General features: G+C 41.9%; 14 protein-coding genes. All 14 read right to left on the bottom strand.

Annotation, left to right across the window (positions count from 1 at the left end; all coding sequences use genetic code 11):
• Nucleotides 1–136: 136 nt before the first annotated feature.
• Nucleotides 137–847 carry an ABC transporter ATP-binding protein gene (locus tag Q4E64_RS08800; protein WP_303167487.1) on the bottom strand — a complete coding sequence of 237 codons (711 nt, stop codon included), beginning with the start codon at nucleotides 845–847 and terminating at the stop codon, nucleotides 137–139.
• Nucleotides 840–1,637 (bottom strand): ABC transporter ATP-binding protein, encoded by a 798-nt coding sequence (locus Q4E64_RS08795; protein WP_303167486.1) that lies wholly within the window; start codon nucleotides 1,635–1,637, stop codon nucleotides 840–842. The genes Q4E64_RS08800 and Q4E64_RS08795 overlap by 8 nt, the downstream gene beginning before the upstream one ends.
• Nucleotides 1,630–2,700 (bottom strand): branched-chain amino acid ABC transporter permease, encoded by a 1,071-nt coding sequence (locus tag Q4E64_RS08790; protein ID WP_303167485.1) that lies wholly within the window; start codon nucleotides 2,698–2,700, stop codon nucleotides 1,630–1,632. Before Q4E64_RS08790 ends, Q4E64_RS08795 begins: the two co-directional genes overlap by 8 nt.
• 2 nt (nucleotides 2,701–2,702) lie before the next feature.
• Nucleotides 2,703–3,635: a branched-chain amino acid ABC transporter permease gene (locus Q4E64_RS08785; RefSeq protein WP_303167484.1), complete on the bottom strand. Its 933-nt coding sequence runs from the start codon at nucleotides 3,633–3,635 to the stop codon at nucleotides 2,703–2,705.
• Nucleotides 3,636–3,734: 99 nt separating this feature from the next.
• Nucleotides 3,735–4,886 carry an ABC transporter substrate-binding protein gene (locus Q4E64_RS08780; protein WP_303167483.1) on the bottom strand — a complete coding sequence of 384 codons (1,152 nt, stop codon included), beginning with the start codon at nucleotides 4,884–4,886 and terminating at the stop codon, nucleotides 3,735–3,737.
• A 496-nt stretch (nucleotides 4,887–5,382) separates the two neighbouring features.
• Nucleotides 5,383–6,000 carry a hypothetical protein gene (locus Q4E64_RS08775; protein WP_303167482.1) on the bottom strand — a complete coding sequence of 206 codons (618 nt, stop codon included), beginning with the start codon at nucleotides 5,998–6,000 and terminating at the stop codon, nucleotides 5,383–5,385.
• A 5-nt stretch (nucleotides 6,001–6,005) separates the two neighbouring features.
• Nucleotides 6,006–6,443 carry a zinc ribbon domain-containing protein gene (locus Q4E64_RS08770; protein WP_303167481.1) on the bottom strand — a complete coding sequence of 146 codons (438 nt, stop codon included), beginning with the start codon at nucleotides 6,441–6,443 and terminating at the stop codon, nucleotides 6,006–6,008.
• Nucleotides 6,444–6,464: 21 nt separating this feature from the next.
• Entirely contained in the window at nucleotides 6,465–6,620 is a 156-nt protein-coding gene (locus Q4E64_RS08765; RefSeq protein WP_303167480.1) for a hypothetical protein, read from the bottom strand.
• A 35-nt stretch (nucleotides 6,621–6,655) separates the two neighbouring features.
• Nucleotides 6,656–7,540 carry a zinc ribbon domain-containing protein gene (locus Q4E64_RS08760; protein WP_303167479.1) on the bottom strand — a complete coding sequence of 295 codons (885 nt, stop codon included), beginning with the start codon at nucleotides 7,538–7,540 and terminating at the stop codon, nucleotides 6,656–6,658.
• Nucleotides 7,541–7,557: 17 nt separating this feature from the next.
• Complete coding sequence (locus Q4E64_RS08755) at nucleotides 7,558–8,262, bottom strand: OmpA family protein (protein WP_303167478.1); 705 nt, start codon at nucleotides 8,260–8,262, stop codon at nucleotides 7,558–7,560.
• Nucleotides 8,263–8,276: 14 nt separating this feature from the next.
• Nucleotides 8,277–10,013 (bottom strand): MotA/TolQ/ExbB proton channel family protein, encoded by a 1,737-nt coding sequence (locus Q4E64_RS08750; RefSeq protein WP_303167477.1) that lies wholly within the window; start codon nucleotides 10,011–10,013, stop codon nucleotides 8,277–8,279.
• A gap of 14 nt (nucleotides 10,014–10,027) precedes the next feature.
• Nucleotides 10,028–10,831 (bottom strand): hypothetical protein, encoded by an 804-nt coding sequence (locus tag Q4E64_RS08745; RefSeq protein WP_303167476.1) that lies wholly within the window; start codon nucleotides 10,829–10,831, stop codon nucleotides 10,028–10,030.
• A 77-nt stretch (nucleotides 10,832–10,908) separates the two neighbouring features.
• On the bottom strand, nucleotides 10,909–14,301 hold the full coding sequence (locus Q4E64_RS08740) for a hypothetical protein (protein ID WP_303167474.1): 3,393 nt from the start codon (nucleotides 14,299–14,301) through the stop codon (nucleotides 10,909–10,911).
• A gap of 14 nt (nucleotides 14,302–14,315) precedes the next feature.
• Nucleotides 14,316–15,815 carry a tubulin-like doman-containing protein gene (locus tag Q4E64_RS08735; RefSeq protein WP_303167473.1) on the bottom strand — a complete coding sequence of 500 codons (1,500 nt, stop codon included), beginning with the start codon at nucleotides 15,813–15,815 and terminating at the stop codon, nucleotides 14,316–14,318.
• Nucleotides 15,816–15,821 lie beyond the last annotated feature (6 nt).

Raw genomic sequence — 15,821 nt, 5'->3', positions numbered from 1 at the left:
TTGCGAACTTTATATAATTTAAACAGGCTAGAAAGCATCAGATGCGCGAAAGGACGGCGACGGCGTATAATAAATACTCCTAGCCGTCCTGACAAAGCAGATGATGCTTTATTGCCTGTTTCGCATTAGCGCCTATTTATTTCTTCTTTCCTAAGTAGGCAGCTTTAATATCAGGATTCTCCAGCAGCTCGCGGCCCGTGCCGCTCATAGTAATGCGGCCCGTTTCCAAAACGTAAGCCAAATCCGCTACCTTCAGCGCCATATTGGCGTTCTGCTCGATAAGCAGGATCGTCATGCCCTGACGGTTAATTTCCCCGATGATATTAAAAATATCCTTAATAATCAAGGGAGCAAGGCCCAGGGAGGGTTCGTCCATCATCAGCACCTTAGGACGGCACATCAACGCGCGGCCTACAGCCAGCATCTGCTGCTCGCCGCCGCTCAAAGTACCGGCCATCTGCCAGCTGCGTTCCTCCAAACGGGGGAACAAATCGTAAATCCAACGAATATCCTTAGCGATACCGTCCTTATCATTGCGCAGGTAAGCGCCGATCTGCAAATTTTCCAAAACCGTCAAATTGGGGAAAACGCGGCGGCCCTCAGGCACCAGCGTAATGCCGTTTTCCACAATCTGCTGGGAATTCAAGCCCATCAGCTGCTTATCATTATAGGTAATAGAGCCGCTGTCCGGCTTCACCAAGCCGATAATACTGCGCAGCAGCGTGCTCTTGCCCGCGCCGTTCGCGCCTATCAGCGTTACGATCTTACCTTCAGGCACCTCCAGCGAGATACCCTTCAGAGCTTCGATGCCGCCGTAGGAAACAACCAGATTTTCAACTTTAAGCATCCTCTTCCACCCCCAGGTAAGCCTCGATAACACGGCTGTTGTTCTGGATCTCCGCAGGCGTGCCCTCGGCGATCAGCATACCAAAATCCAAAACATAAATCCAATCGCTAATTTCCATAACCAGATCCATATGATGCTCGATCATAAAAACCGTCAGATTATACTCGTCGCGAATCTGACGGATAAATTCCGTCAGCTCCTCCGTTTCCTTGGGGTTCATGCCGGCTGCCGGTTCGTCCAAAAGCAGCAGGCGCGGGTTCGTCGCCAGCGCGCGCACGATTTCCAAACGGCGCTGCTTGCCGTAGGGCAGGCTGCTGGCCTTTTCGTTACGCAAATCCCACAGGCCGACTTCGCGCAGCAGCTTCTCCACCTCGGCCTCCATGGCGCGCTGCTCCTTATTATACCAGGGCAAGTGCAGTGCAGCGGAAAGGAAGTCGGATTTCAAATGCAGGTGCTTAGCAATCATGACGTTCTCATAAACGCTTAAATCCTTAAACAGGCGGATATTCTGAAAGGTACGGGCAATGCCCATTTTGGCGATATCGCTGGGCCGCTTGCCGGTAATTTTACGCTCCTCCTTACCGGGAACCGTATAAAGCACGTCGCCCTCCGTAGGCGTATAAACGCCGGTAATCATATTGAAGGCCGTGGTCTTGCCCGCGCCGTTAGGCCCGATTAAGGCCACAATCTGATGCTCGCGGATATCCAGCTTCAATTCAAAAACAGCAGTTACGCCGCCAAAGCGCATAGTAATGCTGTCAGTTTTTAAAACAGTGGGCGTCTTAGCCATTGTTCTTAGCCCCCTTCCGCATCATATATTTGAAGGGATTTTTGCAGAAAGCGATAAATTTATCCCAGGAAAATTCGTCGGTACCCATAATGCCCTTGCGCCAGAACAGTACGCAGGCCATAAGCAGAATGGAAAAGATAACCATACGGAAGCCGGGGCGGAACAGCGGAATCGCCGTACCGAACAGCGTCAGCGGCTCGTCGAACACGCGCAGGAATTCCAAGCCCGCCGTAACAATGATACTTCCCAGCATACTGCCGGTAATGCTGCCCATACCGCCTAAAACGATAATCAGCAAAAAATTATAAGTCAAAGTAAACAGGAAGTTCTTAGGGTCAACGGTGCCCAGCAGCGTAGCGTACAAGCCGCCGCCGATACCGGCGAAAAATGCGCTCAGCATAAAGGCCAGGCATTTATGATGGAACAGCCCTACGCCCATGGCCTCGGCTGCAATTTCGTCCTCACGGATGGCTTTAAAGGCGCGTCCGTAGGAGGAATTTATCAGGCAGGTAACAAAAATAAAGGTTATAGCCGCAGCGATAAAAATATAGCGCACATCGTTCAGCGCCGGAATATCCTTAATGCCTAAAGCGCCGTTAGTAAAGCTCTGGGCATTGGTAATCACAATGCGGATAATTTCCGAAAAGCCCAGGGTAGCGATAGCCAGATAGTCGCCGCGCAGGCGCAGCACCGGCGTGCCAATCAAAAAGGCTACCAACGCCGACAGCAGGCCGCCTACAATCAGCGCCAGCCACAGCGGCATTTCAATATCGGCAATCAGCGGGTTCATGGGCACGGCGTAAAAAACATTTTCCCGCAGCTCCACAGGCACCGTAAAGATGCCCACCACATACGCGCCAATCGCCATAAAGCCAGCCTGGCCCAGGCTGAACTGACCGGCAAAGCCGTTAGTCAGATTCATGGACAGGCCGATGATCGCATAAATCAGGCACAGGTTAATAACCCTGCGAAAATAAGAATCAAGCTCCAGCTGAGCGTAGCAGGCCAAGCCAAAAAGAACCACAATACCGGCTACAGTCAGCAATATATTTCTTTTTGTCATGCTTACACCTTCTCCGTAGTTTTTTCGCCTAAAAGGCCCGTAGGCTTATAGAATAGAATGATAATCAGCACAATGAATGCGAAAGCGTCGCGGTAGCCGGAAAGCTGTGGGAAGAAGGCCACGATAAAGACCTCGCCCAAGCCTAGGATAAAGCCGCCGATTACCGCGCCCTTAATATTGCCGATACCGCCGATTACCGCGGCAATAAAGCATTTCAGGCCCGGCATAACGCCCAGCATAGGCGTAATGCCCGGATAACGCACGCCCCACATAAACGCGCCGATAGCAGCCAACGCGCTGCCAATCACGAAGGTTGTGGAAATAACGCGGTCGATATTAACGCCCATAACGCGGGCAATTTCGTAATCCTTGGAAACAGCGCGCATCGCCATGCCCACCTTCGTGTGGTTGACGATATGCAGCAGCACGATTAAGCTAATGAAAGTAATCACGGGAATTACTAAGCAGATAGCCTGTATCTGCACGCCGCCTACAGCGATATTCTGGCTCAGCAAAGGAATATCGGGAAAACGCAGCGGGCGGCCGCTGAATAAATAGTTAGCCAGATTTTCCAGCAGGAAGGAAGCGCCGATAGCAGAAATCAGCACGGAATTTTTCGGCGCCTCGCGCAGAGGACGGTAAGCCGTGCGTTCGATAAGCACGCCCAGCAGCGCCGTGGCAATAATTACGCCCACAAAGGTAATGTACCAGGGAATGTGGAACACCGTAATGCCAAAGAAAGCAAAATAGCAGGCCATCATAACAATATCGCCGTGAGCAAAGTTAATCATCAGCAAAATGCCATATACCATGGTATAGCCAATGGCGATCAGGGCGTACAAACTGCCCAGAGAAACGCCGTTGACAAAATGCTGCGCTAAGCTCGTGGCCGACATATTGGCAATAACCTGAAACAAATCAGTTATAAAATCCATTCTTTCACCACCATTTAAAAGTAACGGCTCCACGGCCGCCTTTTCAAAAGATATGCTCCTGCCTCCATCGGAAGCAGGAGCACACTTTAAAGCCTTATCTTATTTTACGTCTACATAATCCAAATATTTGAATTTGCCGTCTTTAACAACCTTGATAACGGCAGCCTTAATAGCGTCGCCGTTCTTATCCAGGGTGGTTTTGCCGGTTACGGCTTCCAGATCCTTAGTTTGAGCGATAGCGTCGCGAATCTTCTGCGGTTCGGTGCTGTTGGCGCGTTTAATAGCGTCCACGGCGATCAGATAAGAATCGTAAGCCATAGCGGTCAACGCGGAAGGCTCGGCCTTGTATTCGTCGGTATAAGCCTTCAGGAACTTCTGCGCTTCTTCGGTGGAAGCCTTTTCACGGTCAAAAGCGGTGCTCATTACGCAGCCTTCAACTTCCTTACCGCCAACGTCGATAAATTCCTGAGTTTCCCAAGTATCGCCGCCCATGAACGGAGCCTCGATACCTAATTGACGCGCTTGTTTAACCAACAGAGCGGATTCGGTAAAGTTGCCGGGAGCAAAAACAGCGTCCGGGTTTTTAGCCTTTAAGTTAGTCAGCACAGCGGTAAAGTCCTTATCGCCAGTCTGATAGTTAGCAATGTCGATAATGGCGTTAGGATCGTTAGTCAGCTTTACAAAAGCTTCTTTAAAGAATTTTGCCAGACCAACGGAATAGTCGTTGGAAACCTCCTGCACGATAGCGACCTTGCGAGCGCCCTGCTTGAAGGCGTAATTAGCCATTACAGTGCCCTGGAAAGGATCGATAAAGCAGGCGCGGAAATAGTAATCGTTATTAGCAGTTACCTGCGGGTTAGTGCAGCTGGTGCCAATGGCCGGAACCTTAGCGTCCTTGACGATGTTGCCGGCAGCCATAGCCAGGGAGGAGCCATAGCTTCCCAGCAAAGTAACTACCTTATCCTTTTCAATCAGGCGCGCGGCCACGGAAGCAGCCTCTGCCTTATCGGATTTATTGTCCGCTACAACCAGCTCAACCTTTTTGCCCAAAACCTCGGGATGCAGTTTGTTAGCCAGCTTAATGCCGCGCAGCTCCAACTCGCCGCCAGCGGCGTTATCGCCGGTCAAGGGCAGAAATACGCCCAATTTAATGCTATCGCTCTTGCCCTCTTCCTTCTTATCGCTGCCGCAGCCAGTCAATGCGCCCAGCATCACAGCGGAAGCCAACAACACAGATAATACTTTTTTCATTTTCATTGTCCAAACCCCTCTTCTCCCTGCTAATAAATATTGCAGCTTATTGTTAAAGTCGATTATATCATGCAAATTGTTTCCTTGCAATAGTACATTTACTGTTGCAACATTAATCATACAGGCGGTTTTTTCTCATTTTATGTAAAATTTTTCAAGCAGCTTTGTAGACACTTTATCTTTTTTTACGCTTTTGTGTTTGTTTAAGCGACAAACCTCAAAGACAACAGCAGGCCGTGTACATCACAGCAAGACAACAAATTTTTAACTTTTTTTTGTAAAATATCGCCGTTTACGCTTAGTTTCACATTTTTTTCAATCCTTTGCCCTTCTTCTGCCACGACAATGTAGTATACTTTAGATGTAGCAAAGATGAACTTGCTACACCCTTCCCATCAAATTCATCATAAACAGCTTTCCTAAGAGAAACACTCTGCACTATCCCCTGCAGAGTGTTTTCTCTTTGTCCGGAAAAAGCGGCGTGAAATGAAAGAACTTATATGTCAATCTTCCATTTTGCTGATTTTAAATTTACTGGATGTAATAATTTGCTTGGATCATGGTCAGGAATGTAGGCGTACAAACAATATAAATTGTACAAAATCAGAATGCCAAATATAGCCGCTAACCCATATACTTTAATGCGGTGCAAACTAATATCGTTAAAATTCCCTACTTCCTTCCTATCAATTATCTTATATTCTACTTTAGATTCTTTGCTTAAAAATATAAACTTTTGCTCAAAGCTAGTATTCAAAATAGCCCCTTTGACCGAAACACAAGCCTTCAATCGGTCCGTTTCATTAAGGCAGCATAAACAATCTGCTAAAGCAGACCTAAATTTCTCTAAAAATTGTGTCTCAGCAATAAATTTTTCATAAGTATAAAACTTAATACTTGTTTCTACAACATTATGTTGCTCTTTTATCTGTAAATATGAAAACTGCCGTCTTAATTCTGCAGTAATTTTGCTAATTAACGTCTTTTCCACATCTTGGAGCATCAAAATCTGCGAAAGCTGCTTGCTGCTGATAATTATTTCTCCAGCAAGAGATAATTTACTAGAGCCAGTATAGTCTCGCACACTTTGCAGCCATCGGTTAAACATCTTCATCTATCTTAATCCTCGCTTTTTAAAGGAGCGCCGCATTTTATACAAAAACAAGCGTCAGTTCTCACACTACTACCGCAGCGTGGGCAAAAATTAACTTCGGCAGTTGGCTTATTTGGGGCTAATAAAACTTTTTCTTCAGATTTATCGTTCGCCAACATACCAACTTCTTTTTTTATGGAAGAAAGTTGGTTTTCCACTTTCTCAAAGCGCTGATTTATCTGCACTTCATTCACTGCAACGCGTTCTTTCAAAGCTTGTTGCTGCATGTCTACCTCATTTATCCCTTGCTCTTGGGAAATATCTTTCATCAACGCCAAAATAATTCCCGCTAATAAAGGACTAATAAATAATGAAGCTATGCCCCACCCCCAAGGGCTGCGCCCTTTCTTTTTAGCAAACATACCTATGCCCACGGCAAATGCAATAAAAACTAAAAATTCCACCGTCTCGCCTCCTACATATATTTACCTGCGATTGTTTTTCAAAATTAAGAGAACTATAAAAGCCAACAACGGGCTGAAAACAGCCGCCGCCAATCCCCATCCAAGAGGACTTCTTCCGCGTTCCTTAGCAAAATAACCAATAGCTACAGCCAAACCCAACCAAATTAAAATTTCCACAATTCATCAAATCCTTTCAACAAACTACTGCAATTTTATTTTGCAAGCTGAAAATAATCTGTTAATAGTAGCGCAGTATTATACTGCTGAGCAGTAAAGCCAAAATATTCCATATGTTTCCATTGATGTTCCCCTTCCTTGGAAACAGGCTCAACTTTGTCACTAATTCTTACATAAGCTTCTTTACGCGATTTACTAGCACTAATTCCATCGCTGGAAATAGAAAATGTAGAAAACTCATAAATTTTACTGCCATCTTCTAAGGTATATTCATGATCTATCGTAGCTTCATATAAATCAATATAATAAGAAACTCCCTGCTTACCATAAACCATTGGGTACATAATGTTGTCTTGATAATAGCGCTGCGGCTTATAATGCACAGGCACCATATTTTTAGCCCGTTCAACCCTAGCGTCAGTATATTTTTTATTATTATCTATTTCTATCTTCCCAACCTTTTCTGATTTCGCCGGAGCCTTATCTTCGCTTTTGGTTTCTTTGGATTCCAGCTTTTTTTCCGGCGCAGGTGCCTCTTGTTGCAACGTTTGCTTGGAAACAGAATCATTTTTATTTACTAAGCTAAAGTTGTATATTCCAAAACATAATACAACTGCTGCACCCAGAGCACCAATCGCTTTAATATTTACAATTTTACTAAGTTTATCTGCGACAGGTTTACTCGGCGCATTTTCTGTAGTAGTCTTATTCTTTGCGGAAGCTGAATCTAAATACGGCGGTATAAATGTTTCCCCTTCTGAAAAATCTTTACCAGCTAAAACATTTCCGCATCGGCCACAAAATTTTTCTTCTTGTTTATTAGCAGCGCCGCAATTATCACAATAAATAATGTTTGTTCCACATTTACTACAAACTTGCTCGCCTGGATTTAAATTATTTTTACAAATTGGACACTGCATGATATTTCCTCCCCGCTTTACTTCATATCGTTCTTATAAAACAGCACTATTTCGATACGCCTATTCTTAGCTTTTAAATCATTGTTGGCATTGGCCGCTTCTAATTTAGCTTGATCAAAATATTGCCCAGCTTCACGTCCAACAGGTTTATATTTGCCAAAAGACGTAATAGACATCAAATACTTCGCCGGATCAATCCCCACAGAAGTTTGCAGAAATTTATAAACAGCCATCGCTCTGGCAGACGCCAACGTCAAATTAAAATCGTCAGTATTGACAATATCGGCATGCCCTTGAATCTGAATCTCGCTGATATTCTCCAAATTCGCCGCCACAACAGGCCCGACAATCTTTAACACTTCGTATCCCGCCGGTTTTAAATCGCTTCTTCCCGAATCGAACAAAATCTTATCGCTAAAAGTAATCGTCTGTCGGTCCAATTTATTGATAATCGTAATATCCGCCTGACTATTTTTCATCTGCTCGTTAGTTTCTTCATTACTTTTATCAGAAATGACGGCTATAGTATAATTGCCGCTAATATTATCCTGTATCTGACTTTGAATAGATTTTTGACTATCCCTGGCCTTATCCAGATTTTCACTGCCGGAAGCAATCATTTTAGATACAACGAAAAGAATAATCAACACTACCAATACTAACGACAACATAAGGTCGGTAAAAGACGGCCAAAAGTTGAAACCGAATTTATCTTTCAGCATATACCCGCCTCCCGCTATCTTACCTTATCGCCTTTTAAAAGCACTTGGTTAACGTTATTCTGCGATTGTTCCAGCGCGCCAATTTTGCTCACCATTACGCACTGTACTGCAATGCTAATCGCCAACAAAATGCCGATAGCTATAGGCATATATTTTTTTACAACGCCAACTGTTCCTTCATCATCCTTGGTAACAGTTGCAATCGGCAAATTACTACCTGCATTATTAACGCTGTTTTGCTGCAAACATTCCAAAATATCCTGCAACTTTTGCTCCATGCCCCCGTTATCAGGAAAATTGGACGACGCAACCTTATTGCGCATCATTTTTTCTATATCTTCGGCAGAAATGCCTCCTTTAGTAATGGCCTGAAGCATATCGGCTTGCGTGTGTTCCATACTGGTAAGCATATTGCCGAACATTTTTTGAATTTCTCCCGCAGTTGAAGTTAAGGGACTGTCAATACGGTCCAAAGCTTCACTCACTTTTTTTATCTGTTCAGTCATCTTAACTATTTGCGGCGCCAACGCTCCTTCTACCGTACCGATAATTTTCTTATCCCTATCGTCAAGCGTCGCTACGGCGCTATTGATATCGTTAGCGGAAGAAGCTAATTTCAAATCCAAATCCTGATGCTTGCTGAAAGCATTCTTATCATAAATGGCTAAAGTTCTTACTACTTCCTGTAATTGTGCGTTTTGCAACTCAAAATTATCGCGTACAGCTTTAATTTGCTCCATAAATTGCTGCCGCGCGTCATTCTGGAAATTGCTGACCTGAACTATGGCGTCGCTCATAAACTTTTGGTAATTTTTATTATTTTCCTCTATTTGCTGCGACAAAGCTGCTATGGAATCTTTCAAAACGCTTACTTTGTCGCTGCCATCGTTAAATTTTTCTACAGACTGATTAAGAGCCGCAGAAACATCGTTCAATGCTTTTACCGTGGCGTTAGCCATATCCAAATTGCTTAGTAAGTCGTTAGCGCTCTCATTGATGCCGGACGCATTTTTTATCGTATCGTTTAACTGCGCCATCGTGTTAGCGCCCTTTTGAAAATCGGTTGGATATAACGCGGGCAGCCATACTTTAATAGTACTGGTCGTCAATTTATCCGTAAGCTTATTGATGCAACGTTCCTGAATAAATAATGTATATAAAATAACAAAGCAAATAGTTAAAAATACGCCCCACATACTGGGAGCAAACGCACCCCGCAAATTGCCAAACAGCTTCGATAATTCTTTAGCGGTATTATTAGCATCCGCCTGAATAATAAAGCTGTCGCCGTTAAAAGAACCTATACTCAAACCCAAGCCAATCAACGTACCTAAAATACCAATAACCAAAAATACGGAAATACAACTTTTAATGGTATCGACATTAGTACAGATTTTATCAATAGTATTTTTAACCAGCAAATCTGCGTCCAGTCTGCTACTTCTGCGCCCAGCGTCGTAAATTGCTTTAAGATGTTCAAAGACAGGCTCGTTTGCATCTGTTTTTCCTTTATTGTTTTCAAATACGGTAAAAGCGCCTTCATAATCGACGTTATTCATTCTTAAAGTATTCTCTAAGTAATAAATATCATCCTTACTTCCCAAAGCTTCCAATATTTTGTAGTTTTCGGCAACGCGCAGGCGCAATCTTACGCACAGCCAAGCCACATAAAGAGCTACAACAAAAAGTAAACTAATGACTGCACGCAAGAGCCATTCCTGCGGCCATACAAGATGTACATAAAAATCCATTTTACCATTCCCCTTTAAAATTCAATTTTGCCTTTCCAAGCTTTGCCATTCTTATCCACATAAAGTTTATATTCGTCGTCTTTCTTTACAACGACTGCAGGAGCTATCAATTTAGCTACTTTTTTATTTTCCGTTGCGCATACTTCCATATCAAAATCAAAAAAAGCCGGATACGCAGATTGAATTGCTTTAGTCCCTCCGAAAGCCGCCATTTCTGTACGAGAAGGAGTTAAAAAATATACATTCGATTTCCCCTCAACAGCATGGGCAAAATATAAAATTCTATTGACATTTTTAGCGGATAAAGAAATTTTATCTTTATCCTGATACGCTTTCCACCTATCTTTATTCATAAAGGCAAATATTTGAGCGTAGGTTTTAGAAATTCCTAATGTCTCGTAATTAGAGGATAATTGCCCAGCTTTATATGCCTCTATGAACTTTTTTACAGCCTCAATTTCGCTAGAAGAAGCTTCCCTTATATTTTCCCCATAAGAAAATTTAGAAATCATATCAGGAGTTGTACCTCTTTGGATTTGTAAGCTATCAATAGAGCTTTTTTCGTTTTCATCTTTTTTTGATAATTGGCTCGGCAAAGCGCTATCCGTAAATTCACCTCGTAAAATTTTTTGGATAATTGCTAAATTATCCTCAGTAATTTTTTTATAAGTAATATCCTGCATTAAAGTATCGATGAAATAAATATTGTCTTTATAAAGGCTCTCTTGCTTCTTAAAATTATCCGCACACGATTTATAGCCTTCGTCCAAAGCATTTTTTATATCCTGTAACTTTCCTTGATAATATTCATAATCCATATAAATCAATCCTTTCTAAGAAAACAGGGTTCAAAATAACTAAAAATCATCTTGAACCCGTAAATCACATTATCAAATTACAAAGAAGCTAAAGCTTGGCGCAAAATGACGATAAACGGCGGTTCCAAAGTAATTTTTTCTTCGTCCTCCAATGCCTGGTTGGCAAATTCGTCATTTGCTTGATCTCTGATGTTTTCAAAATTAGCATCGCTAAAATTAACTTGATAATTATTACTGTATCCTTTTTTAGCAATGAGAGCATTAAATCCCTTTACGAATAACTTAAAGGTAGGCATATTAGGATCAATTTTTATCTCTCGGCGAATATCTTGAACTGTAATATAGTCTTTATCTATTTTTTCGCCAGCTAGATAGAACTTTTCTCCCGCCAAAACTTCTTTACCCTCATTTTCATCAGATAATAATCCGTCTAAAAAATTTTCTGCGTCTAAATCGGTAATATTAAACACCATATCGTCAGCTCCGCTGCCTTTTGCCTTATGAAGGCTGATACTTGGACGGCATACTAAACCGTAAGCTACTTCCTCTTTAGGCTTACTGCTCTTGTTCACACCAAAATTCAAGTCGTGTTTTGTAATTCCAGATTTAGTCGCTACCCCTACCCCCATAGCCAGGCAAGTAGTATAAACGGATTCAAAGGTATTGGAGGTTCCACAATCGTAATTACCGTTATCGACCCAATCCAATAATTTAGAACCGTTGCCGCCAATATAGCAGTGCGGTAAATCTTCCCCTAACTCATTATTTTTTCTTAAATTACCAATAATCATACCTGCATAGAAAAAGATACCCGACAAAGCAAACGCTATATTTCTTATAAACAGTTTTACGTCTTTATTAACAGTTGTAGATACTAAAGATTTAAACAGAGTTGTTTCATGATATTTTAATAAGGCTTCTAAATTCATATTGAATTTTTTATAATCATCTTCAACACATAACGCCTGGATATTCTTATTAAAATCACTATCATTGCTAGTGAAATATTGTAAAATCTGTTTATTCTTAAATAATTGCTGATTTAAAATATTGTTCCCGGCAAAACGCAAAGAACACTGTCCTTTAGGTCTTGCGCTATCCAGACCGCGCCAAATAGCAATATCGGTCGAACCGCCGCCAATGTCGAAGCAAGCGATACCACGCGAAAGTGTCGCCTGCATATTGCCTTTAAAGAATTCTGCCATAGACGTGCTTTCGCTTTTGTCAACAGCCTTTTCGGCAATTAAAGTAGGACAGATTTTTTGGAAAATCTTTACAGCCCCAGACCAAATCTGTTGTAATTTGCCAATCTGCAATTCGCTAAACGCACCGGGATAAGAATAATACCACTCAATATTAGTTGCGCCGTTCGCTACCGCTTCTGCAAGACATTGCAAACCCATATGCAAGATGAAATATTTCATATAATCAATTCCCTGCGCGGTATCCCATTTCATTTCTTTACCCTGAATTAGATTCGTAAAGCCCTTATCGTCTTCAATATTAGTGATAGAGTCCAAATAGTATACTACTCCAGGAAATACAGGTTGATTTAAATCGCCTTTAAATTCGCCAATATTCGGATTAAACAAAGTGCGAATAGATATAGCGTCGCCGTTAGGTTGTTCTGATACCGTAAAGAAATGTCTACGCAATTCTGCCATAGGAATAGCGTCGTTATAATCCGTTACAGAATATAGCCTGTTTCTAAAACGAATCATATCAGTTTTATCATGCATCGACATATAAGCGACAGTATTAGTCGTGCCAAAGTCTATGCCTAACTTACAATTATTATTTATTTGCAGCTGCAGTTTATCCGGCTTAGCCAATAAAATCAAGCCGATTTCGATGTTCTTTGTTTGCGCCGTCGTTTGGAACTCAGCCGTACAAGCATAGCCTTCCGGGAAAGTTTTTCCTTTAACTATTTCGGCATAGAAACCACCGTCGTAGGTAACCTTTCTTTTTACAGATTCATTCCACAGCGGCTCTACGGCAAAAGTACTGCTACCCAAAGTATCGTAATAAGAATAATAAGCCTGCCAGTTTTTCTCATCATTGGGAATGAAATTGGGCCAAATTTGAATTAAAGGCAACGCTAAATCATCCACAATATCGCGTTTCCAGTATTCGGCGTCCGTATTTCCTTTATATACTTTTTGGATAGTTAATATTTCGCCTTCTTCAGAAAAACCGGATAACGGCAAATCTAATTCGACCTTTATATCCACATCATTTACTACGCTGATGCGGAAATTTTTAACAATATATTCCGGGGAAAGATAATTTAAAAGTTCTCTCTTAATAGGCAGCAAAATGTTCTGAGGACGCCTATAAACGAAAGGCTCCTTATACAAAGAATTAGGAAAAGCAGCGCCGGAACCTTCAATCAGGCAAATTTTTTCCGTAAAAAAGTCTTCGCCCGTTCTTAGTTCCGCATTGAAAGGACTTAAATCTTCGCCGTTAATTTTTTCTTTATCAAAAATTACGCCTCCATAAGGCAAAGCGGAATCAAGATTGATATTGCCTGCGACAACAATGTCGCTGGCGGCTCTATTCCACTGCTTATACATATCGGGCGTCATGACTAATAAATTCTTGGCGTCGATACCTCTTCTATTAATCAATCTTACATTAGAAGCCGCCAAAAATTGCTGCGCGTCAACCTTACACTTAATCGCTTTATCGATACACTGGCAAAAGCCGGTAATTTTCAAACCTGTACCTAAGGAATAATTAGTAGGATTTTCGTTAGTTTCCAAATCATTTTGAAAATCATCCAACAACCGAACTGTCTTTTCCAGCTTGTATTCTTTATGAGACGTATTGTAATCAATAATATCGTCTTTAATCTTATCGAGCCATTTTTTCAACAAAGCCTTTTCCTGTTCGCTAATGCTGGACACAGGGTCGGAAATTCCGTCAACATTCCACCAAGACACCGAACGGTCTATCATTTTATCTAAGCCGATAGCAGGGCACACCAAGATAGTAGGCCAAATAATAGCCAGAGCCCTTTCCGCATAGGTAAGAATCTGGAGTTTATAGCCGCTATCAATAGTATTATCTTTATATTTTTTGTATTCGTCCGGCAAAAGGCTGGCAATAACTTTAAAAAAGCTAAAACTGTTAGCGGGTATTTTACTAATTTCCGGTAAAATAATTTCTTCTTTTTTTATGTCTTTAAAATTGCGCATATCGCGCAGGGCCAGCATAGCCAAAATGCCGCGCCATTCCGCTAAATACTTATTATGTAAATGATGCTTTTCGTCAAATAATACCATCTCGTACATAGCGGGACGAGCCCATAAATCGGGAATGGACGTAATATTAGACTGAGCGTCGGCAGTAACTTTCAAACCGTCAACCAACCCGGATAAAGAAGTCTGATTATCAGATGCCCATTGCCCGCGTTTAGTGATAGCTATTTTATTTTCTTCTTTTAAACTTGGAAGTAAAGGTATAGACATAAATCAGCGCTCCTTTATTTACTGCTATTGCATAATTCATAAGCGGCATTCATCAAAATTTCCGAGCCGCTATCATTAGTGGTTTTCAGCTTGCGCGTATAAGTGCAAAGTCCTTTAAAAAATGCCTGATACGTAAGTTTATCCTTGCGTTCTTTAACCGGCAGCACCACCTGATAAATATCCAAACGGCTTTGCTCCCAAATGCTGCTTTCCCAAATCATTTTATTTAGCAATTCAATTTGCCGTTTATCATTACTTTGGATAATTTGCTTCCACCACTCAAAAAATGCGTCGGTATAATCGCCCAAAGCCTTAAAGGAATCCATTACTTCCCGATCATGGTATACGTCAATTTTACCGGCTTTTTCTACTAAGTCCTTGTACCAGGCGACATTTCTTTTTTCGCTTTCGTCGTGCGCGCACTTTTCCAAATTTACAAGAATGCAATTTTTATAGGCGTATAAAAACCTAATAAACGCGCTTAACTTATCCTTGACATTGCCGTCTACGCAGACGTTAGGAATATCTTCCCACATAATTTTATCCGTCGTCGCTTCGGTATCATCGCCCCGCGCTATCATTGGCGTTTCTACTTTTTCAAAATTATTTTTGTTAAAGAAATCGAAAGCGGCTAAAGCGGCATAAATTTCAATAAAATGAGAATCGTTTTTTTGCGTATTAGCGCCAAGGCTAAATTCCTTCATCTGCGTCAAATCATTATCGCCTACTAGATAAATGCTGTTGAAAATATTGCCTAAAATTTCGCTTTTATTATAGTAATCCAAAGCTGATTTCGTATTTAACATAAAATCTGAAACTTTGGCTTGCATTTCTTTTTCTTCATCCGTCGGCGCAGGTGGAAATTGAAAATACGGTAAGACCAGCGCGCCGCCAATTTTGGCAATGCACTGCCCTTCCGCATCTGTTTTTAAATAATTTTTTAAGATTTTAGCGATAGTAGGAAACCCGGCAGCTCCCGTACCGCCAAATACTGAAGCAAACAAAAATACTTTGGCGTCCTTATCCGTATTTATTTGCTGCTCTATTTTTTGCCACTGCTCCGTATGGTTTTCTTCCATAGCGTGACTCATAACGGCCGCGCCTATAGCAGGATGCCCGCGGAAACCTTTATCTAAAGGCGTTTTCCGTTCCTGCTCTGTAAATAAAGATTCGTACAGCAACCCTAACGCCTTATAGTCCTTTTTATTTACTAAGCTGGTTCTTTGAAATACATCATCTAAGTTAGCGCAATTTTCCGGAACGGGCGTCCACGGGTCAAATGTATCAAGAACATTTTTAAAAATACCGATATTGCCAAAACCAATCTTTTGCGCTTTATTATAAAGATCCGCCGCTTTTTGTGTGCGCTGCAAATTACCGCAAGATACGTCGGCGTCAACATAAATAATTTTTACCGGCTGTGAATCTTTTAACAACCCGGCGCCGCATAAATGAACAAAAGATTCCAAGCACCTGGCCCCAGTCCCGCCGATGCCAATCAAATAATAACTCATTTTCTT

Source organism: Phascolarctobacterium sp. (genome assembly GCF_030531065.1).
Taxonomy (GTDB): Bacteria; Bacillota; Negativicutes; order Acidaminococcales; family Acidaminococcaceae; genus Phascolarctobacterium_A.
The sequence above is the reverse complement of the archived record's forward strand: the minus strand, read 5'-3'. Positions and strand labels throughout refer to the sequence as shown.

Excerpts from the sequence above, each read along its gene's own strand:
- Q4E64_RS08800 (WP_303167487.1), bottom strand. The coding sequence starts at position 847 with ATGCTTAAAGTTGAAAATCTGGTTGTTTCCTACGGCGGCATCGAAGCT.
- Q4E64_RS08795 (WP_303167486.1), bottom strand. The coding sequence starts at position 1,637 with ATGGCTAAGACGCCCACTGTTTTAAAAACTGACAGCATTACTATGCGC.
- Q4E64_RS08790 (WP_303167485.1), bottom strand. The coding sequence starts at position 2,700 with ATGACAAAAAGAAATATATTGCTGACTGTAGCCGGTATTGTGGTTCTT.
- Q4E64_RS08785 (WP_303167484.1), bottom strand. The coding sequence starts at position 3,635 with ATGGATTTTATAACTGATTTGTTTCAGGTTATTGCCAATATGTCGGCC.
- Q4E64_RS08780 (WP_303167483.1), bottom strand. The coding sequence starts at position 4,886 with ATGAAAAAAGTATTATCTGTGTTGTTGGCTTCCGCTGTGATGCTGGGC.
- Q4E64_RS08775 (WP_303167482.1), bottom strand. The coding sequence starts at position 6,000 with ATGAAGATGTTTAACCGATGGCTGCAAAGTGTGCGAGACTATACTGGC.
- Q4E64_RS08760 (WP_303167479.1), bottom strand. The coding sequence starts at position 7,540 with ATGCAGTGTCCAATTTGTAAAAATAATTTAAATCCAGGCGAGCAAGTT.
- Q4E64_RS08755 (WP_303167478.1), bottom strand. The coding sequence starts at position 8,262 with ATGCTGAAAGATAAATTCGGTTTCAACTTTTGGCCGTCTTTTACCGAC.
- Q4E64_RS08750 (WP_303167477.1), bottom strand. The coding sequence starts at position 10,013 with ATGGATTTTTATGTACATCTTGTATGGCCGCAGGAATGGCTCTTGCGT.
- Q4E64_RS08745 (WP_303167476.1), bottom strand. The coding sequence starts at position 10,831 with ATGGATTATGAATATTATCAAGGAAAGTTACAGGATATAAAAAATGCT.
- Q4E64_RS08740 (WP_303167474.1), bottom strand. The coding sequence starts at position 14,301 with ATGTCTATACCTTTACTTCCAAGTTTAAAAGAAGAAAATAAAATAGCT.
- Q4E64_RS08735 (WP_303167473.1), bottom strand. The coding sequence starts at position 15,815 with ATGAGTTATTATTTGATTGGCATCGGCGGGACTGGGGCCAGGTGCTTG.